The 20,223-nt window shown below is 61.5% G+C and carries 18 protein-coding genes and 1 pseudogene; 14 read left to right on the forward strand and 5 right to left on the reverse strand.

The features are described 5' to 3' along the window. The 13 genes and pseudogenes from DL1_RS19235 to DL1_RS19295 all read left to right on the forward strand — a co-directional run. Nucleotides 1-537: pseudogene (locus DL1_RS19235) on the forward strand (VirB4 family type IV secretion/conjugal transfer ATPase); the annotation flags it as partial. After that, complete coding sequence (locus DL1_RS19240; protein ID WP_038069564.1) at nt 534-743, forward strand: hypothetical protein; 210 nt, start codon at nt 534-536, stop codon at nt 741-743. The pseudogene DL1_RS19235 and the gene DL1_RS19240, both read left to right, overlap by 4 nt. Next, the gene (locus DL1_RS19245) at nt 740-1,852 is read left to right on the forward strand and encodes a lytic transglycosylase domain-containing protein (RefSeq protein WP_038069568.1); all 1,113 of its coding nucleotides are present in this window, start codon (nt 740-742) and stop codon (nt 1,850-1,852) included. The genes DL1_RS19240 and DL1_RS19245 overlap by 4 nt, the downstream gene beginning before the upstream one ends. Then, complete coding sequence (locus DL1_RS19250; protein ID WP_038069570.1) at nt 1,849-2,616, forward strand: type IV secretion system protein; 768 nt, start codon at nt 1,849-1,851, stop codon at nt 2,614-2,616. Before DL1_RS19245 ends, DL1_RS19250 begins: the two co-directional genes overlap by 4 nt. Before the next feature lie 8 nt (nt 2,617-2,624). Then, entirely contained in the window at nt 2,625-3,050 is a 426-nt protein-coding gene (locus DL1_RS19255; RefSeq protein WP_081856412.1) for a hypothetical protein, read from the forward strand. Further along, entirely contained in the window at nt 3,051-4,064 is a 1,014-nt protein-coding gene (locus DL1_RS19260; RefSeq protein ID WP_038069572.1) for a TrbL/VirB6 family protein, read from the forward strand. A gap of 17 nt (nt 4,065-4,081) precedes the next feature. Then, entirely contained in the window at nt 4,082-4,762 is a 681-nt protein-coding gene (locus tag DL1_RS19265; protein ID WP_038069573.1) for a VirB8 family type IV secretion system protein, read from the forward strand. A 5-nt stretch (nt 4,763-4,767) separates the two neighbouring features. Further along, entirely contained in the window at nt 4,768-5,490 is a 723-nt protein-coding gene (locus tag DL1_RS19270; protein ID WP_038069575.1) for a TrbG/VirB9 family P-type conjugative transfer protein, read from the forward strand. Nucleotides 5,491-5,492: 2 nt separating this feature from the next. Next, the gene (locus DL1_RS19275; RefSeq protein ID WP_038069576.1) at nt 5,493-6,917 is read left to right on the forward strand and encodes a TraB/TrbI/VirB10 family type IV secretion system protein; all 1,425 of its coding nucleotides are present in this window, start codon (nt 5,493-5,495) and stop codon (nt 6,915-6,917) included. Further along, nucleotides 6,917-7,897: an ATPase, T2SS/T4P/T4SS family gene (locus tag DL1_RS19280; protein ID WP_038069577.1), complete on the forward strand. Its 981-nt coding sequence runs from the start codon at nt 6,917-6,919 to the stop codon at nt 7,895-7,897. Before DL1_RS19275 ends, DL1_RS19280 begins: the two co-directional genes overlap by 1 nt. Nucleotides 7,898-8,260: 363 nt before the next feature. After that, nucleotides 8,261-9,118, forward strand: coding sequence for a HamA C-terminal domain-containing protein (locus DL1_RS19285; protein ID WP_248642603.1), 858 nt, complete (start codon nt 8,261-8,263; stop codon nt 9,116-9,118). Next, entirely contained in the window at nt 9,115-11,736 is a 2,622-nt protein-coding gene (locus tag DL1_RS19290; RefSeq protein ID WP_038069580.1) for a DEAD/DEAH box helicase, read from the forward strand. Before DL1_RS19285 ends, DL1_RS19290 begins: the two co-directional genes overlap by 4 nt. An 18-nt stretch (nt 11,737-11,754) precedes the next feature. Beyond that, nucleotides 11,755-12,042, forward strand: coding sequence for a DCL family protein (locus DL1_RS19295; protein ID WP_038069582.1), 288 nt, complete (start codon nt 11,755-11,757; stop codon nt 12,040-12,042). Between the two features lie 229 nt (nt 12,043-12,271). Here the strand turns inward: DL1_RS19295 and DL1_RS19300 are convergent, their stop codons facing one another. Further along, nucleotides 12,272-12,547, reverse strand: coding sequence for a WGR domain-containing protein (locus tag DL1_RS19300; RefSeq protein ID WP_038069583.1), 276 nt, complete (start codon nt 12,545-12,547; stop codon nt 12,272-12,274). A 174-nt stretch (nt 12,548-12,721) separates the two neighbouring features. On the opposite strand from DL1_RS19300, the gene DL1_RS19305 reads away from it, so the two are divergent. Then, a complete protein-coding gene (locus DL1_RS19305; protein WP_038069584.1) occupies nt 12,722-14,143 on the forward strand; it encodes a phospholipase effector Tle1 domain-containing protein in 1,422 nt (473 codons plus the stop codon). Between the two features lie 18 nt (nt 14,144-14,161). Here the strand turns inward: DL1_RS19305 and DL1_RS19310 are convergent, their stop codons facing one another. From DL1_RS19310 to DL1_RS21920, 4 genes are all read right to left on the reverse strand, one after another. Then, nucleotides 14,162-16,075, reverse strand: coding sequence for a type IV secretory system conjugative DNA transfer family protein (locus DL1_RS19310; RefSeq protein WP_038069585.1), 1,914 nt, complete (start codon nt 16,073-16,075; stop codon nt 14,162-14,164). A gap of 16 nt (nt 16,076-16,091) precedes the next feature. Next, a complete protein-coding gene (locus DL1_RS19315) occupies nt 16,092-18,020 on the reverse strand; it encodes a relaxase/mobilization nuclease domain-containing protein (protein ID WP_038069588.1) in 1,929 nt (642 codons plus the stop codon). Further along, nucleotides 18,013-18,828 carry a helix-turn-helix domain-containing protein gene (locus tag DL1_RS19320; RefSeq protein ID WP_245739653.1) on the reverse strand — a complete coding sequence of 272 codons (816 nt, stop codon included), beginning with the start codon at nt 18,826-18,828 and terminating at the stop codon, nt 18,013-18,015. The genes DL1_RS19315 and DL1_RS19320 overlap by 8 nt, the downstream gene beginning before the upstream one ends. Nucleotides 18,829-19,260: 432 nt before the next feature. Beyond that, nucleotides 19,261-19,437, reverse strand: a complete 177-nt coding sequence (locus tag DL1_RS21920) for a hypothetical protein (protein ID WP_169740914.1) — start codon at nt 19,435-19,437, stop codon at nt 19,261-19,263. Nucleotides 19,438-20,223: the final 786 nt, after the last annotated feature.

The raw sequence follows: 20,223 nt of genomic DNA on the forward strand, positions 1-20,223 counted from the left end.
GGGGCAGAGGGAATTAACCTGACAATACCGCGGATGGCGGTGCTCTCCTATATCTTCCGCCAGATCGAACGCGTGGTCGAAGATCGCCGTCCCACCATCATCGTGCTCGACGAGGCCTGGAAGCTCTTGGACGATCCCTATTTCGGGGCACGGTTGGAAAACTGGCTGGTCACGCTTCGGAAAATGAACTGCGTCGTGATCATGATGACGCAGTATCCGAGCCAGCTGCGCGACAGCCGCGTCGGCAAGACCATCGTCGAGACAGTGCCAACCCAAATCCTCTTCCCGAACGATCGTGCCACTGTCTCCGACTACGACTTCCTCCGCGTCAACGCCAAGGAGGCCGCCCTCCTTGTCCAGCCCACCATCGGCCAGCGCATCGCCCTTGTCCGCTCGGCGGGCGACAGCGTCTTCGTCGATGCCGATCTCTCTGCCTTGGGCGACCTCCTCCCCATCCTTGGCGGCGGCGCCACCGGCGAGGCCCGCGTTCCCGCCGATTGGCGCGCCAATCCTGATTTCTGGAGACATGTGATATGAATTCGAAACCTCTCCTCGCGCTTTGCGCCGCCGTTGGCGTCCTCTCGGCTTGCGAGAAATACACCGAGAAAACCTCGCCCTGCTTCGGACGCAATGGCGAGCCGCAGGTGACGCGCTCGACCCTCTCCTTCTCGACCATGGGCGCACCGGCTCACGCAACGGCCAAGCCCGACTGCACCTTCGAACCCCTGCCCCGTCCGGAATGAGCCGCGCCGCGTTCATATCCGCCGGGTTCTGCCTCGGCCTCAGCGCTTTGCCCGCGCATCCCCAGGGCGTGCCGACGCAGGACAATTCCGCGATCGGTCGTGCCATCGCGCGGGTGACGGCGCTCGCAGAGGATCTGGGCGTCCAGCAGGACAAGGATCGGACAGAGTCGACCCTGGCGGACGTGCAGGCCGATCAGCTTCGCGTCCTCGAGGAGATGACGGCGGCCATCACTGGTCCCGGCTTCGATATCCGCGCGCTCGAGGGCAACGCGGATTTTGGGGTGGCGGCGGTCTACCCGAACACCGATCCAAGCCCGATGAACAGCCGCCTCTTCGGTGAGGGCCGCGAGACGGTCGAGATGATGATCGTCGAGGTGGCAGGTGAATTCGCAGGCGCGCCGGGTGTGGCCCGCGCCGGGCTCTCGGCCACCCAGTGGCGCTGCCTCTTCCAGGCCCTGATCAAGCAGGAGAGCCGCTTCAACGTCACAGCACAAAGCCCAGTCGGGGCTTATGGTCTGACCCAGCTCATGCCCGGCACCGCCTCCGATCTCGGCGTCGACCGGTACAATGTGAAGGACAACCTGCGCGGCGGCGCGCGCTATATCACCACTCAACTCAACCGTTTCGGCAACATCCCCCATGCGCTCGCAGCCTATAACGCGGGGCCCGGCCGCGTGATCGAGTACGGTGGCGTGCCGCCCTTCGCCGAGACGCAAGGCTATGTGCGTAACATCTCGAAGTTCTACAACGAATACCTCGCCGTGGTGGGTGGTGCCGACGCGCTCGGCACACTCTCGCCTTCGGACTTTGCGCTCGCCGAATATGCCAGCATCTCCGAGGCGGGCGTCTATTACGCGGCCGACAGTTCGGCGACCACCGAACAGGTCATCAATCGCCTGCGCGCGATCATCCTGCAGATCGATGCTCAGCCCAATGCCAAGGCGGCCTGGGAACTCAACACCTACGCCAAGGCCGAGATCGGCCGCATCCTCAACCTCCGCGTCCGGCTGATGGCCGCAAACCAGCAGCGCGAGGCGGCCTATGCGCAGCACCTCGTCGCCGACCGGCTGACCGAGCGCGACTTCATGCAGATGGGAGTTCCCGAATGAGACATCTTCTCCTGACCGCAGCGGCGGTCACCACACTCGGGCTTCCGTTGCCCGCCTCGGCCCAGGGCGTGCCAACCTTCGATGGCTCGCAGCTTGGCCAGCTCGTGGCGCAGCTCGAACACATGGCGGAGGACCTGAACGTTCAGATGCAGCAGCTCGCCACCATGCGGCTGGAGTTGGAAACCCAGCTGTCGCAACTGACGAACCTCGAAGCGCAACTAACCTCGCTGATCCAAGGCAGTGGGCTGGGCGAGCTTTTCGCCACGGTCGAGGAGTTCCGAGCACTCCGCGGCAAGCTGGTCGCTCCGCTCAACACCGCGCAATCGCTGGCGAGCGGCGATTTCCTGAGCGGCTTCAATCCCGGCGCCGAGCTTTCGGCCTCGGTCGAGCGCTTGCTGTCGGGCAGCGGCTTTACGTCGGAACGCCTGAGCACGCTCTCGGGCTCTGATCAACCCGCCGACAACCGCATCGCCACCTCGGCCGGGGCCAGCGCCATGCTCTCGGTTGCCGCGCAGGAAAGCCACGAGGAGGCCGGTCAAAGCCTCGAACGGCTCGAGACCATGGTCGGGCTCATCGACGATCAGGACGGGCTGAAGGCTGCCGTCGATCTCAATACCCGCGTGACCGCCGAGCTCGGCATCATCCTGACCCAGATCTGGCGGCTGGAAGCGGCGCAAGGCGTCAGTGCCGGCCAGCTCGGTGTCGTCGATGCCGCGACTCTCGCGGATGAGCGCAAGTTCCGCTCGATGGCGGTGGATCCATGAGAACGTCCATGACCCACAGCTTGGTTCCAGTTCGGGCGCTTGGTATCGCAGCGCTTGTCTTGGCTGCCCTGCCCTGTAGCGCGCTGGCCCAGACCCCGAATACGGATCCGTCCGTTGACACACCCTTCAGCTCGATGGCCATCGCGCGGGACGAAGCCGACGCCTGCCGGGTCCCAAAACCACCCGCCGATCTGGCCGAAACGGCTTACCTTCGCAACGGCTACCGCGCGATCCTGCGCATCCTGATTGCCGAGGAGGCGCTCGCCTCGGAAACCTGCACCTGCCTGCTGGACGACTACACCTGGGATCAGGCACATGACGCCCTGCCCAGGTTCCAAACTTCGGACAATCCGCGCCTGCCCTTCAACGTGCTCGAGCTCTATGCCAAGGCCGACGCGCTCGAGGCGCAAGTTGTGGAGGCCTGTGCGGAATAGATGGGCGTTATTCGCGACATCCTGAGCCAGGTCGACGCCGCTGTGAACACCGTGGCGCAGGACGGGTTTGTCTCTTCCGCAGCCTCGGTCGGCAATGTCATCTCGGCAGGTGCGACCCTCCTCCTCGTCCTCCTGGGGATCAACGCCGTGATGCAACTCCGCCCCCTGCCCTTCGGCACCGGCTTTGCCTTCGGGATGAAGGTGGCACTGGTCGGGATCTTCGCGCAGAGCTGGGACAACTTCAGCGTCATCTATGGCATCGTCACGGACGTCCCCGACTCCGTGGGCGCCTCGATCCTGGCGCTCACCGGCTCGGGTGACGAGGCCGGGGTCTATGAGAGCCTCGACAACATGGTCGCCCGCATCACCGCCTATGGCGATACGATCGGCGACCGCGCGGGCTGGGTCTTCGGCGCGGTGCTGGGCGCCATCTTCTTCGTTCTCTCCGCCGTCTTCGCCGCCGTCACCGCCGGCATCATCGCCTTCGCCCGCATCGTCTTTGCACTGATGATCGTGATCGCCCCCTTCATGATCGTGACCTCGCTCTTCAAGCCGACCCAGTCGCTCTTCGAGGCCTGGACCCGTGCCACCATCGGCTATGCGCTCATGCCCGTCGCTGCCGCAGGCGCTGCGGGCATCATCGTCGCCATCGCAGAGGCCATCGGGGATGCCTCCGCCGATCCCGGCGATGTCGAAACCGTCAGCCTCATCCTGCCCTTCCTCGTGATCCTGATCCTCAGCGCCGGGATCATGGCCTCGGTGCCCTACATCGCCTCCAACCTCACCGGCGTCGTCGGCATTGCCTCGAATGCCGTGGGCCTGACCGGCCTTGCGCGCCAGGGTTTCGTGAACACGCGGGAGTACGGCACGGGTGCCGCCTCGCGCCTCGTCACCGGCAAATCCCCCCACGAGCTGAACCAGATGGCCAATGCGGGCGTGGTGAAGACCGGCGAGATGATCCGGCAGAGCCCCGGCGCGCTTCTCTCCGCCGCCAAGGCCTTCCGCAAACCCTGATGTGAAAGACGACGACTTTGACGAAGACTGTAACCAGTTCCGCAAACCACGACCGCGACGCATTCGAGGCGGATTTCATCTACGGGCCAAGGCGGCGCGAGCGCTTCGCCTGGTTCGTGGCAGCCGCCGGCGTGCTGGTCGGCGTCGCCGGCATGGTCGCGGGCGCGAGCCTCTTTCCCCTCAAATCCACCGAGACCTTCGTGGTCGTGGTCGACAAGGAAACCGGCGAGATGGACCGGGTCGCCGCCGTGCAGGCGCTGTCGCTGTCCGAGAGCGACGCGATCATCCAGGCGAACCTCGTGGCCTATGTCGATGACCGCGAGACCTATGACCTGACCGATGGCGAGCAGCGCATCAACTCGGTCCTCGATCGTTCGGATGGCGATGCCGCCCGCACGCTGCGCGATCTCTGGTCCTCCACCAACGAAGACTACCCGATCACCGTTTACGGGCGCGACGCCAAGATCGAGGTGGTCATCAAGTCCGTCAACCAGATCGAGCGCGGCGTGGCGCAGGTCCGCTTCACCCGCACGCTCCGCCGTCCCCGCGACACCCGCACCGTGACCAGGCCGTACGTCGCCACCGTCGGCTACGACTTCCAACCCGAAACTCGCCAGCGCCTTCAGGACGTCTGGGCAAACCCCTTGGGCTTCGTGGTGACCTCCTACCGCGTCGACGCCGAGACCCTGGAGAACTGACCCCCATGAAATCCCTGCCCGCGCTACTCCTGGCGCTTGCCCTCCCTGTTGCCGCGTTTGCAGAGGCCACGCCCCAGGGCGGTCCGCTCGACATCCGCATCCGCACCGCCGTCTACAATGAAAATCAGGTCTACCGGATCGAGACCGATCTCAGGCATTCGACGACGATTCATTTCGGGGCGGGGGAACGCTTCGAGGCGGTGATTGTGGGCGACACCGAAAGCTTCCAGGTCGATCCGATCCCCGAGCTTGGCAATGTGCTCACGATCAAACCGCATGTGGCCAATGCCTCCACCAACATGACGGTGATCACCAACCGACGCACCTATTCCTTCCACCTGCGCGAAGGCTCGATCCCGAACCGCACCGGGATGTTCTTCGAAGTCCGCTTCCGCTACCCCGACGAGGAACGCCGCGCTGCGGCCGCCTCCCAGCCCAAAGGGTTCGAGGCGCCGCGCAACTACAACTACCGCGTCTCGGGCGAGGGCGATTTCCGCCCCAGCCATATCTATGACGACGGGCGCTATACCTACTTCGTCTTCCCGGAAAACGCCCGCCAGCCCGCCCTCTTCAAGGCCGATGACCAAGGCCGTGAGCGCACGGTGAACTGGACGCAGGCAGGCAACACCGTCCGTGTGCTCGGGATGAACACCTACTGGACGCTGCGCATCGGCGACGAGGCAATCTGTGCGATGCGCGACGAGAGCGCAATCTATGTGAGCAACTGACCATGGCCGATCAAAACCCTCCCGATCTTCAGAACCGCCTCGACCAGTTCAACCAGCGTGGCAAATCCAAACGCCGCGGCAACAGCCTCGGGGTCGGCGCACTGGCGGCCGCCCTTGCCCTCGGCGGCGCCGGGGTGGCGTATTTCCTGGCCACTGGTCTGCAGGAGGGTGACAGCGCGCTTGAGACTTCCGATGTCGAGACCTTCCAGGACCGACGCCCCGGCACCGGCGGACGGCTGGAGTTCCCGCCTGACGAGACCGAGCAACGGGTCAATGACGCGCTGATCGCCGTCGAGGAAGCGCTCGATGTGCCTGAGGCCCCTGCCCCGGAGCCAAGCGCCGAGGTGTTGGCCGAGATCGCCAAGCTCCGCGAGGCCCTCGCCGCCAGCCAGGCCGCGCGGAATTCAGAGATCCAGTCCGCGGTGGCGGATCTGCGCGAGGCCTTCGACGAGCAGAAGACCGCACTGGAAGCACTTATCGCGGAGAAAGAGGCCGAGCTTGCCAACCTGCAGCGCCAGACCGAGACCCGTATCGAGGGGCTGCAGGCCATGCTCGATGCCGAACGGGCGCAGCGCGAGGGGCTCGAGGCCGAACTGGACCGCGAGGGGCTGATTGCTGATCAGCGCCTGCTAGAAGAACGCCGCCGGCAGGAAGAGGAGCAGCGCCAGCGCGAGGCTGAGCGGGTCGCCGAAGAGCTTCTGACCGCGCAGATCAAATCCCCCGCCGTGGTCTATGCCGACGGTCCTCGCGGCGGCCAAAGTGGCGCGGCGGTCGCCGATCCTGCCGCCACGGGCACAGGGGGGCCAGTCCTTTCGGGCAATGAGCGGTTCCTGCAGAGCGCGCGGCCGCTCGAAGTGCAGGAGGCTGCCCGCCTCGCTTACCCGGAACGCACGCTGACCCAAGGGTCCGTCATCCAGGCGGCGCTCCAGACCGCCATCAACAGCGACCTGCCCGGGTCTGTCGTGGCGGTCGTCTCCGAACCGGTCCCAGCATTTTCCGGGGACCGGATCCTGATTCCACGTGGCTCCCGCCTTTTTGGCCAATACCGCTCAGGGATCGAGATGCATCAGAAGCGCATCCTGATCCTCTGGACCCGCGTCCTGACACCGGACGGCACCTCAATGGAAATCGCCGCTGTGGGCGGAGACCGGCTCGGTCGCTCCGGCCTGACAGGCCTCGTCGACACGAAGTTCGCCGAGCGCTTCGGCGGCGCGGCGCTGATTTCCGTGATCGGAGCGGCGCCCGCGGTAGCGGCGGAAAGTGCCAATAACGAGACGACCAGCATCGTCCTGGGCGATGTCGGCAGCGATCTTCAGGATGCGGTCGGCTCGGTCATCGCCGATCAGGTTTCGATCGCCCCGACGATCTATGTCGATCAGGGTGCCTCGGTCACCGTGCTGGTGGACCGGGATGTGGTGATTTACTGATGGATCAGGCGTCGCCAGCCTCCTACCTCGAGCGTTATCTCGACCCGTTCCGCGACCTTCTGCGGCGCGACGACGTGGTCGAGATCGCGATCAACCCGGACGGCAAGGTCTGGCTCGAGGCCGCGGGCGACGCCACCATGCGCCACGAAGGCCAGACCGTGGACCGGACTACCGCCCTCAACATGGCCCAGACCATCGTCGGCGACGCCAAGGCCCGCGTCTCTGAAAAGAACCCCCTCGTCTCCGGCAAGGTAGAATATGCGGGCCGGCCACTCCGGGTCCAGGTCGCCGTGCCGCCCGCCATCGACCGCGGTGCCTCGATCACCATCCGCCTTTTCGCCTCGGGCAGCGTCAGGGATTACGTCCCGGCCTATCTCTTCGGCAAAGCCGTCTCGCTCGATGCGCTCCGGGCCAAGAAGATGAAAAGCATTGCCAGTCTCGCCGAAGAGAACCTCGAAGCTGCCCTACAGACCCTGGTCGAGGCACGGCTCAACGTCCTCATCAGCGGCGGCACTTCGACCGGCAAGACCACCTTCGCTCGCCACCTTCTGACCTACGTGAGCGAGCACGAACGGTTGATCACCATTGAAGACGCCTTTGAGCTCTTCCCCGGCCAGCCGAACACCGTCGCCCTCCTGGCCGACCGCGGTGCCGGCTCGCAGCGCAGCGCTAACGCCCTCCTGCAGGCCTCCCTCCGAATGCGCCCCGATCGGATCATCGTCGGCGAGCTGCGCGGCGCCGAGGCCCTGACCTATCTCGAGGCGATCAACACCGGCCATGGCGGATCGGTCTCGACCATCCACGCCGAAACCGCGGAACTCGCGATCGACCGGCTTGCGATCATGGTGCTGCAGGCTGGCACACCGCTGACCTTCGCCGAGGTGCGCGAGTACATCCGGAAATCCATCGATGTGATCGTCCAACTCGGTCGCGCGGAGGGGAAGCGGGGGATCACGGAGTTCTACTTGCCGGGGTCGTGAAAACTACCGACATAGACGGCGCAATGCAGCCGTTTGCAACGCTGAACTGGACGTCCGCAAGGCGAAGTGTAGCGGTCACGCCATAAGGCGATATCTGACGTATTAGCAACGGGCAGCGGTGACACTCCGGACCTTGGGTCATTGAAGGAATGTCGCACAGTCTCTTTGACCGCAGCGCGAAGAAAAACCTAACTATCGGAATTACATATGATACTCTCTATGCGAGCAGCAGCGGGGTCGGCACAACCACCCTAAAACGAAAGGAGGCGACCACTGACTCCAGTACTTCCAGAAGACTTGGTTAATATAGTTTCGGGCGATCCAGAAGAGTTGGGTGTTCATCTCCAGCTTGTTCAACGGGACGTGCTCTTGAAAGATTGCGTGGCCCGTCTCCACTGTCATTGCCTGACTGTGGATGGGAACGGACGCGTCAAGCCGGAGCGCCTTGCGGAATTTATGCGCAACTCAATTATCGATTATGCCGTCCCGAAATCGCGGTTGGATGATGCGCGGGCGCGGGACGCCAGATTCAAGTCCGGAAGCGCGGTTGCAGCCCTGCACCACGAGGCAATCGGCACCTTTACGGACCTTGCCAATACTGGCGAAGGCGGCGAGATGCTGCTCTTCCTACTCGCAGAGCGCTTTCTCAAGGTTCCTCAGGTGCTCTGTAAGATGGACCTGAAGACCGACTCTCACATGCACTATCATGGTGCGGACGGCGTCTATGCTTCCGTAAACGAAAACGGCCTTCTCAAACTTTTCTGGGGCGAGTCAAAGGTTTATGGCGACCCTACAGCGGCCATAAGAGATTGCCTTGCGTCACTTGCCCCTTTGCTCGTGGAGACGGACCACGAACGCGCTGATCGCGAGCGGGATCTCGTGCTCCTCAGCGACAAGGCCGATCTCAGTGATCCGGAACTTACGGCCGCATTCCGGAAGTATTTCGACCGAACCTCACCGCTATCGAACAGGGTCGAATATTGCGGGATCGCGCTTATCGCCTTCGATGCGGATTTCTATCCGAAAGATGATGCAAAAGGCATCGGGGAGGACATCCTGAAGGCGGCGAATGACGAAATGGAAAAATGGGTGAAGAATGTAAAGAACAGACTATCGGTGGAGAAACTCGACAAATTCGACATCCAGTTTTTCTGCGTGCCAGTGCCTTCGGCGGATGGGTTTCGCGCATCGTTCCTTAAGGCGCTGGGTATCAAAAAATGAAAGATACCGAACTCTTTGATTGGCTGACGGGTGAGGCGCTTCGTGATGATATTATCAGGTTGACTCAGATCACAGTGGCGACCGAGATAACAAATCTGGACGCAATCCATGAATCCGCTGACCCAAAGAATAGCTTTGACTGGCAGCAGCTTCTTTTGGCCGGAAGCCTTTTGGCCAGATCAACCGAACGAACGCATCAGGAGGCGGCGCTGCGGATCGCAACCGCTGCCGTCACACTCGAAACTTCGCCGGAAGTGCGGGATGCGGGGGCTGTCCTCCTCGAAAAGCTGTCCAATCGCAGGTCCGTCGAGCTGGCAATACGGCGAAACCGGATCGCTCCCGATCTTGAGGGCAGACTGGGCGTGTCGATGCGCCTTGAAGCCAACAGAAGACGTTTCGAGGACTCAATACTCCTTGAATCGAGCGGAAAATGGATAGGCGTAAACGATTTTCAGAGAGAACTATGGGCGGGCGCCTCTTCCGGCGCGGGCTGGCTTTCAGCGTCCGCGCCAACCGCGTCCGGAAAAACTTACCTCGTTTTGCAGTGGCTGCTCGATCACGTTCGCACAAGCAAGACAAAGATCGCCGTTTACCTGGCCCCAACCCGGGCTTTGGTGAGTGAGATTGAACTCAGTCTGAAGGAGCTATGTCAGTCGGACACCGGCATCGAGATCACGTCGCTACCGCTGACGGAAGTTTATTTCTCATCCACGACGGGAGACAAGAAAGCCGTCTTCGTATTCACGCAGGAGCGTTTGCACCTGCTTGTCAATCTTCTCGGGGAGGACTTCAGTGTAGACCTTCTCATTGTTGATGAAGCACACAAGATCGGAGACAATCAGCGCGGTGTAATACTGCAGGATGCAATCGAGCGGGTGTCTCGGCAGAACCCGATGATGAAGGTCGTGTTTGTAAGTCCTTCGACACAAAATCCCGGAGAACTGCTTGAGGATGCGCCGAACGATATGCCAAAAACGTCGGTCAATACCGATATGCCAACCGTTCTGCAGAACGTGATCCTAGCCGAGCAAGTGCCTCGGAAGCCCAAGGAGTGGTCGCTGGACCTTGTCTGGGGCGATTCACCCATACCACTGGGCACGCTTAAACTGTCGAACAAGCCTGCGGGCCTGAAAAAAAGACTGGCGTTCATCGCAGCGGCGGCAGGCGGTCGCGGCGGCACACTGGTTTACTGCAACGGCGCGGCTGAAGCGGAGGACGTCGCGCTCCTTATCAGCCAGTTGGAAGGCTCGGAGAAGACAGATGATCAGGAATTGCTGGACCTGGCTGATCTGGCCCGCAAAGGGGTCCACCGTAATTATCAGCTCGCGCCGCTGGTCGAACGTGGTGTCGCTTTTCACTATGGAAACATGCCCTCTCTCATCCGCACCGAGATTGAGAGGCTGTTCCGCGACGGCAAGATAAGATTTCTTGCCTGCACCTCGACGCTGATTGAGGGAGTAAATCTCTCTTGCAGGACCATCGTTGTGCGCGGTCCCCGGAAGGGCCGTGGGAACCCGATGGAGCCGCACGACTTCTGGAACCTCGCGGGACGGGCCGGTCGCTGGGGAAACGAATTCCAAGGCAATATCATCTGTATCGATCCAAAGGATGAGAAAGCATGGCCCGTCGGCGTGCCGAAGCGCTCACGCTACCCGATCAAGAGAGAGACTGACGTCGTTATATCTTCCACCGATGAACTGGCTGCGTATCTTGAGAACAGAAACATCGACTCTTTGGCCGATCTTGCGCAAGGTGAAGAATTCGAACAGGTCGGGGCTTATCTCCTCAATACCTATATTCGTCTTGGTACGCTTTCCGATGCCGCATTTGCGAAGCGGCATTCTCCAGATACGCTCCGGAAACTCGATAGAAGCCTCGAAGGTATTTCGGCGCTGATCAATATTACGCAGGATGTTCTAGTCCGACATCCAGGCGTCAGCGCGGTGGGCCTGCAGCGTTTGCTGGAAGCTTTTCGAAAGTACGAAGGCAATATCGAAAATCTGCTGCTCGCGCCTTCGGAAAGCGTCGATGCGTACGACAGGTACGTCACCGTGATGCGACGGATTAACGCGAATTTGTATCCTGTCTTTCTGCCGGACAGTCTCATTCCCCTGCACGCGCTCGTGGTTGTCGAGTGGCTGAAAGGATTGTCTTTGGCTGCAATTATCAGGAAGCGTATAGAGTATCAGCAGCGAAACAACAGATCGTTCAAGCTTCCAGTGCTCATTCGCGAAACGATGAGCATGGTGGAAGAGACAGCAAGATTCAAGGCACCGAAGTATATTTCCGCCTATATGGATGTCCTCCGCCTGTTCTTGACTGAAGCCGAGCGCGAGGACCTGATTGATGAAGACTTTGACATCGGGATAGCGCTTGAGTTTGGCGTCTCCAGCATCACGCTTCTCTCATTAATGGAACTAGGGCTTTCCCGCATGTCTGCGGTGGCCTTGTATGAGAAGATTGCGCGCGACGATCTGGACAAGGAAGGTTGCCTGGCCTGGATTAATGAGCATGGCCCGAATTTCGCCGGAATGGACCTGCCTAACCTTATCGTCAGGGAAACGCTGCAGGTATCGGGCCTTGATGATCCGGAAGCGGGCCACGAATTCAGCGAATAGAGTAGAGAGGAAGCGATTATGCCCGCAAAGCCAGTAGAGATCGGATCGCTCTCATTCGCGAGGAAAGGAGACGCAAACGACTTTTTTAGGGATATGCTGTACAAATATGAACTGGGTGACAAGGTAACCAGTAAAGACGCCGAAATACTCACGCATCTCATGCATATGCATCCCGAAGCCACCGAAAAGATCGGCCCGGGAATTGAAAGCTTCAGTGTAAGAACGGCGGATTACGGAACGCGCTGCTTCTGGGTCAACCGCGTCGATGGAACGACAGAAAAATTCTCCTTTCGGGCGTGTTACTGATTATCGACACAGAGCTGCCATCGCTATCGCTCAGTAATTGGCTCGTATTCGAGTTTATGCACTTCCTGGGGTGCGGTGACCTGCCACTGGGCTCTGATCCAACCATGACTGGGCCCGGTTGGTCTTAAGCTGCCTACGGATTCTGGACCGCCGAAAGGTGGAGGAGCCGGTTGCCGAAAACAAACGCGAAATACATGCTATGCGAAATCTTCTTCTCTAAAATTCAATCTTAGTTCTGCGCGACAGCCGCCCTATACCCTCGCCGCTTTTTGGTAGCATGGAGCTTCATGAGCGCCGTGACAGCCTTGCCCTCGTCATCATGCAGTTCGATTAGCATCTGGCCTCGAAACCCGATACGGCCCCATTCCCGCACGAGGCATGCACCGCCAAACAGGTCTGGCTGAACGCTCATTCGATAGAAGCGCCGCATGTTGAGAGACGGGTCGATCCGCTTGAGATCGACCGTCGTCGGGAACACTTCCATTTGCTGCATTGTATCCAACATATTGGGCAATCCTTACTTAGACACCACAATACCAGGTGGACACATGTGTTTCCATTATGTTCTACTTTTTCTCGATTCGGGCGAAACTTTTTCGCTGCACTCCTCCCTAGCTTGGCAGAACCGCTGCAGGTTCGGGACTTTGACTGTACTTCGTGTTCTTGGATAGGGCGACAAATGGTAAAGAACATCTGCATATTCTCGGACGGAACCGGCCAGATGGGTGGTGCCAGGCCGGACCAACGGCTGTCGAATGTTTACAAGATGTATCGCGCCATGCGTCCTGGTCCAGATTCACCAATTAGCCCGAAGGACCAAGTAGCCTTTTACGACCCGGGCTTGGGAACCGGTGAAAGTGGTGGGTTTTTCGGTCGGATCAAGCCGATCCTGGAAAGCGCCGTCGGAACTGGCATCGACCACAACATCATCGATTGCTACGAGCAGATCATCGCCCATTACGAGCCCGGCGATCGCGTGCTGCTGTTTGGGTTCTCTCGCGGAGCCTATACAGTCAGAGCACTCGCCAATGTCATGAACCTTTGCGGTGTCCCGACGCAGATGCCCGATGGTTCTCCGGTGCCGCGTCATGGTCCCGCCCTGCGCAAGATCGCCAAAGATGCTGTAAAATTCGTCTATAATCACGGCGCTGGAAAACCGCGCGGACAAGATCCTTACTTCAAGAACCGTGAAGAGCTCGGCAAACGATTTCGCAAAAAGTATTCGAGCTTTCCCATTGAAGGCGAAGACAATCAGGGAAACGTTCAGCCTACATTCATCGGGGTCTTCGACACGGTGGCATCACTGCGAACGGCAGTTGTCCGCACCTTGGTCTGGGGCGTCACGTTCGGGGTCGGGGCGGCTTTTGCCGCAGGCGTTGCACTCGGATGGTCTTGGCTTTTGGTTGTTCCGCTTGGCGTACTTCTAGTCTCGCTTCTTTGGCAGCTTGGTTCCCTGTTGCTCGACAACTTCAAGTATTTCTCGGACGATCCCGAGCGCAAACTGAAGCTCTGGCGCCCAACCGATTGGCCGCAGATCCTCAAGACGGGTCATTTCGCGGCTTGGAACAAGCGCAACTACGACAAGTGGCTGGATCCCGATGTCCAACACGCCCGTCACGCCATGGCGATCGACGAGGACCGTGCGGACTTTCCAAGGGTTGGATGGGCATCGAAGGCGGCCGCGATTGAGACCAAAGATCGAGAGCCGAAGTGGCTGAAGCAGGTCTGGTTCCCGGGCTGTCATAGCGACATCGGCGGAAGCTATCCCGAGGCAGAGTCCCGCCTGAGTGATATAGCCCTCGATTGGATGGTCGACGAATTGAAAGACTGTGTGCCGTCCATCCAGATCAACGAGAACGTCTTGAACCGCGCCCCTGACCCTCTGGGTTTGCAGCACCGCGAAGACGCGATGGTAGCATTTGGACCATTCCGCATCCGCTGGAGGAAGGGAATTCGCGCAGTTGACGACGACTTCCCAATCCATCCTTCAGTCGAAGAACGCATGCGAGCCAAGGCAGTCGCCCAATGTGGCGAGGTCAAACCCTACCGACCTGCCCAATTGAAAGAGCGACGCGACTTGAAATGCTACTACGACGAATAGGGGACCAATCGACCACGCTCACCCACCCAACAACTCCTCGATGAAGTCCTCCTGCCGGTCGAGCGCCGTCTCCCATTCCTTCGGCACCGCCGCTTCCCGCTCGAGCGTCTCGGGCTCAGGCTGCACGTGCCCGGCCTCCATCGCCATCACGCTCATTGCGCGCGCTTCGCGGCGATGCGAACGATCCCTGACAGGCGCGCGCCCGGCTGGTTTCACCGGCTCGTCAGAACTTGCCTCATCACCAGCATCGCCTCCCCAAGGCCCTACGCCCTGCACGCTCGGCGGATAGGGGAACGGCTTGCCTTCCTGGCGGGCCAACATGTCCTTGAAGAACGGATCGTCGTAATACTTGATCCGGCTTGCCTTGATCGGGTGTTGGGGCGAAGCGAGGATGATGACCTCGTCGGGATCCATCAGGCGCGCTTCGGTTTCCGACAGAAGCGGCCGCTCTTCCAGCCGCGCCGAGGTCGAGGTCGCGCCGAGGAACCCCTTGTTGCGGCCGTACATCCGGGTCACCGCCTCGCGGGTGGTGCTGCCGACCGCGGCGGAAACCTCCTTTACGGTGCGCTGGTCACGCGGGGTGATGTAGAGTTTCAGCCCTGCCCCGTTCTCGAGGCTTTCGCGGCCCTCAGGTCCGTAAATCCGATCGAGCGAAGCCAGTGACTGCGCGATCATTGCGACGCGGCCGCCATAGCTTGCCAGCGAATGGATCGCGCGTTCGAGATAGGGCATCGCCCCCATCTGCTGGAATTCGTCGATCATCATCATGACGGGCCAGGGTTCGCCCGGGCCCGGCTCATTCAGCCGGATCGAGGCGATAAGATCGGCGAACATCAGGCGCAGGAGCGGGGCCAGCGTCGCGATGTGATCCTCGGAGACGGCGATGTAGAGCGACTGCGGGGTCTTGCGGAAGGTCGAGAAATCAAAGTCGCTGTCTTGCGTGGCTGAGCGCACGGCGGGGTTGTCCCATTGCTTGAGACCGGCGGTCATCAGCGCCTGGATGTTCGAGGTCAGGAGCCGCGACGAGGCCGAGGCCGCGTTGGTCCAGAGCTCACGCAAGATGTCTTCCTCGGCCTCGTCGGCATAGGTCTTGTACTGGGCGTTCTTGTATTCGCCCCCGGCGACGATCTTGTTCACCTCACCAAGATTTGGCGTGCCGCGCTGGATCGCCAGCAGGCAGGCCGCGACAAAGATCGACTTGCCGGCCTCGGAAAAAGTGTCGAGTGTCTTGTTGTCCTTGTCGAGGAAGAGGTCGGCGAGGATCGAGACCTCGGTGAAGCGCTGCGCGAATGTCGGGGCCTTCGCAATCCGCGCAAGGGGGTTGTAACGATGCGTGGCATTGGCCCAGTCGAAGGGGCTGAAGCGATAGACCTCGTCGCCGTTCACCGCCCGAAGCCGCGCGGTCTTCTCGAAGTTCTCGCCCTTCACGTCGAGCACCACGACCGAGCCCGCGAAACTCAGGAGGTTCGGGATCACGAAGCCCACACCCTTACCGGCGCGGGTCGGCGCGACCATCATCACATGCGGGATCGTGGTGGAGGAAATGAACTCAGCCTTCGAGGTCGGCGCGCCGAGCTTGCCACAGACGAATCCTTTGCCGGGGGCCTGCAGCATGTCGTTCTTCTTCAGCTCTGCCTTGGTCTGCCAATGGGCCGAGCCGTAGTCGTCCCGCTCCTTCTTCCAGGTCCAGGCGAGCGCCAGGACCCCAAGCCCGATGGCTCCGAAGCCGACGGCACCAAAACCCACCTTGAAGGCTTCGGGATGCGCCGCGCGCGCGCCCGCGCTCGCCTTCCAGAGCGCCAGCATGTCGAAACTCTGAAACCCGGTTTTCAGGGCCAGGGTCAGGTAGAAGGCGGCGACGATGGTTCCGATGACGGCGCCACAGATCACACCGAAGAGGAGCGCGGCCCAGAGGGGAAGTGTCTTGGTCATGGTGGTCATCTCCCCCTTAGAATTCCATCTCGTCATCGAGACCGCGGTCCCGACCAAGATCGCGGCCCATCTCCTGCGCTTCCTGCTGGCCGCGCAGCCGCGCGACTTCGGTTGCCTTGTCCTGCTGCAACCCGGCGGCGCGGTCGGTGAAGACCTGGTCACCGGTCTCCTCGAAGGTCATTTCGAGGAACTCCTGCGTGACGGTGATCTGGTCGAGCTTGCTTGGCAGGGCCGCATCCAGCACCTCGTAGTTGCCACGGCGAAGTTCGGCCAAGCCTTCTTCGCCCAGTTCCTTGAAGAGCTCGGATTGCAGGGTCCGCTCGACCGTCTCTTCCTGTTCCTCGGTGAGCTTGCCGTCGCGCAACATGTCGGCGAGGTCCTGCAGGTAGGGATTTGGTGTCCGGTCGTCCTCGTCGACGAGCGGCAGCGTTGCCTCCTCTTCATCCGCGAGGGTCCGGCCGATTTCGACGCCCATCTCCTTGGCGCGTTCCATCAGTGCGTCCATCACCCCGTCAACTTTCTCGAGCGCGGCATCCAGTTGGTCGTCATTGGCGGTCTCGATGCTGAGACCGTCCTTCGCCAGCACCGCGTTCATGTCCCGCTCGACCCAATCCTGCGCCATGCCGTAGTTCCGCGTGCCGCCCGCCGAGATGCGCGCCACCAGTTCCTCGCTGTCCATGCCTGCCTCCTCGGCGCGCTCGAGCACCTCACGCAGCCCCTCGTCCTTGCCGGACTGCAGCGCGGCGATCAGCACCTCGCTGCCCGCCCCCGGCGGATAGGGTTCTTCGAGCTGCTTGCCAAAGCGCGCGCGCAGGTCCGGATCCGGCACCATCTGCGAAAGGTCCGCGATGATCGGCGCAGCCTTGGCTTCAAAAGCGGCGCGCTCGGCCGGGTCCAGTGCCTCGGCTTTGAGCCTCAGCGCCTCGATCGTGCGCTCGGAATAGTCGATCGCGTCACCGACGGTCTTGATGTCCTTCATGTCTATCTCTCCTTCGGTGAAGTTCCACGGCGTGCACGAACCAAGCCCGTCCGCCATGCCGCGCACGGCGCGCGCCATGTGGTGCCGGTCCATCCGGTCCAGCAGGTCGGCGAGGTTCTTGTAGCCCTTCGCGAAGCCCACCACCTGCGCCTGCGCGATGGCGGACTCTTGCGCGGTCATGACGATTTCGCGCGGCAGTCGGGCCTCTTCCTTGGCGCGGTAGATCTCCTCGATGCCGGCGGGCTTCTCGAAGATGCCCCGCTCGAGCCGGGTGGTGGCGTCGAGCATGACGCCATACGCTTCGGCGATCTCGGCCTGCTTCTCGCGCATGAGCTGCGGCGACATCACACCCTCGGCCCAGCAGGAGAACCAGGTGCCCTTCTCGACGCCGCGGTTGTTCAGGATGATGTGCGCGTGTTTGTGCGCCCGGTCGTCATGGACCGCGAGAACATAGTCCCACTGGTCGCCGTATTGGCCGCTCTCGAAGAAATGCTCCGTCCAGTCCATCGCGATGTCGCGGACCTGGTCGACCGTCACATCGGTCGGGAACGAGAGCAGCATGTGCGAGGTGAAACCGAGCTTGGTCGAGCCGCGCCAAGTCCCAGCCCAATCCTCGATGATGTCTTCCTTCTGCTCCTCAGAAAGCACCGCCGCGTCGGTCAGGGCATTGGTCATGGTCGAGTAGGTGTAGAGGGCCTTGTCGTTGATGTAGGAGATCTGCGCCCCGAGCGAAGCACGCGTCTTGCAGCCCCCCGCCCGGATCCGCTTGAACACCGCCGCCCGGCTTTGCCCCGAGGCCACCTTCAGCGCATTGCGCGCCGACATGGATCCGACGCGCGCAAAACTCCGACCCTGCCGACGCCCCGCCAGCCGCGCGTCGATCCGCGCCGCGGCCTGGCCCCGGATGCGCTCATCCTCCCAGAGCCGCCCCATGACCGAGGCGTAGAGGGCGAGCGGATCAGCCATTTCGAGAGTTCCGGTTCTTCAGCAAATCATCGGGTATCGCCGTTCGCGTTCGAGGCTTGCCGAGAGGCAGCGAAGGGCGATCCAATTCTGAACCGGAACTCTCACGCACGAGCCTCAGACCGCTCCCGATCGTGCGCGGGCCATCCTCCAGAACCGCGCTCTCCGCGCCCTGCCCTTCTTCCTTTTGTGGCCACTCCCGATGGCGCAGCGCCTGCGCCGTATCCTTCATCCGGCCCATCTCACGGCTCATGGACTGCGCCAGATCAAGGAGCTCGATCAGCACCGCGCGGTCCGCCTCCGAGACCTCCAGCCGACCGCGATGGACCGACTTGGCGAGCACCAATCCGGCGTCGCACACATCCTTCGCCTGCCGCCACGCCGCGCAGAATTCCGAGACCAGATCGCGCGGTACATCGAGGAATCCACACCGCCCGCGAAGCACCGCGTTGAGTGCCTGGGATCGGTTGGCAAAGCCCCGCTCACGCCACTCCGCATCGAACGCTGCAAGCTCAGTCTGACTGGCCCGGAACGCCACCGTCTCGCTCGGATCGCGTACCGCGAGCCCCTCGCCCGCCTCCTCTTTCGCGAGCCGGTTCACATGACGCGGAGAGATGCCAAATGCCGCCGCCAGGTCCTTCGCACTCTCACCCGCCGCAAAGCGCCGCGCCACTTCGATGCGCTCTTCAAGCTTCAGGTTTTTCGCTGGCCTCGGCACTAGGACGTTCTCCCGCTTCCAAGGAAAAGATGCATGCGCAGACGCGCGCGAGGCAGCGATTGCCCGCAATCGCGTTCGCGTGCGGCGGAGCATTCAGCTTTGCGGGAAACGCCCATGACAGACCCCTCGGACAAAATGTGCAAACATTGGCCCTATCCTGCCAACGTCTTCCTACTCTCCTTCGCTTATACTTCAATACATCACATTGCGCAATATTACGTTTTGCGTGCCGTGTCTTTTTGCTGGAAATAAGGTGTACTCAAGACCGCTGCGCAGCGCAGCATGGAACGGACGCAGTCCACAATGATACGCGGCAATCAGGTCAAAAGACTCTGCTGAAACTGTTACCCAATCAGCAGGTGACGACAGGCAAATCGAGCGCCCGAGCCGGTCACGGATCGGGCGCCAGGAACACGAATACGGCCCGCGCGAGAAAGCGCGGCCACACCCTCTGAGGGAGTCACGAAGCTTCTGAGAGTCGACGTCAGACCCCTGCGGATTCGAAGACCCGCAGGGGTGTCTGGGTCAGTGACCCAGTCCCTGATTGCGCAGATCGTCGTAGCGGCTGCGGGCGATCAGCGCCTCGGTCTCGAGGCTGTCGAGTGTCTCGGGATGGGTGTCTTCATCAAAGGCGGCGAGGTAGGCTTCGATGGCCATGTCGGCTTGCAGTTCCGCGAGGTCGATGGATTGTTCGAGTGTCATGGTGTGATCCTTTCCGTTGATCGTCGTTGGACGGATCGTGGAAAAGACCGGGGGCATGAGAGCGGGCTGCACCCGGCACGGGGCGGAATGAAATGGAGCACGCCGGGGGCAGGTTTGTTGTGAGCGATGCCCCGCAACGCTCACGGCGTCAGCCGTCCAGAAACCTGCCCCCGGCGTTGCCGACCGCTCGACCCCGGGCTAGCGATCTGAGAGGCCAACAGGTCGACGGAAAGGCGCGCGGCGGTGACACGGGCGCGAGACGTTGCTCCCCGGACGCATGACGTTGATCTGGGGTTTCCTCGCCTGCGGCCAAAGATGTGTTTGCCAACCCAACGGCTTCGCCAAGACCACCCTGGCGCGGGTCGCCCGACTGAGAGGAGGATTGCGCTTGCCTCGCTCAGCTGGCTCCCAGTTCTCCCTGCTGACATTCGGTTTCGCCTCGGGTTCGCGCGATCCTCGCTGTCACTGAACTGAAAGATCGGCGTCGCATCGGCGACCGATCCAGTCTGACTGCCCGACTCTATGTCCGCGTCCGAAATATGCGGCATTCTTCGGACACGGGTTTCGGACCCGAACTGCTGCCATTCCTCAGAACGAGGAAAGGCCAGACCGCCGGAGCGGTCTGGCCCTTGGCTTAGGCTGCGTCTTTGGGACCCCAGGGGATGACGGCCTGCAGGGACAGATCGTCCTGGTTCGCGGCCTTGCCGAGGTTGGCGTTGAAGCCGTGATCGCGGATGGTCAGCGTGTAGTAATCGGCGCCGGTCTCCTTGTTCTGCTTCTTCCAGA

The sequence above is a fragment of the Thioclava dalianensis genome (assembly GCF_000715505.1).
In the GTDB taxonomy this organism is placed as follows: domain Bacteria; phylum Pseudomonadota; class Alphaproteobacteria; order Rhodobacterales; family Rhodobacteraceae; genus Thioclava; species Thioclava dalianensis.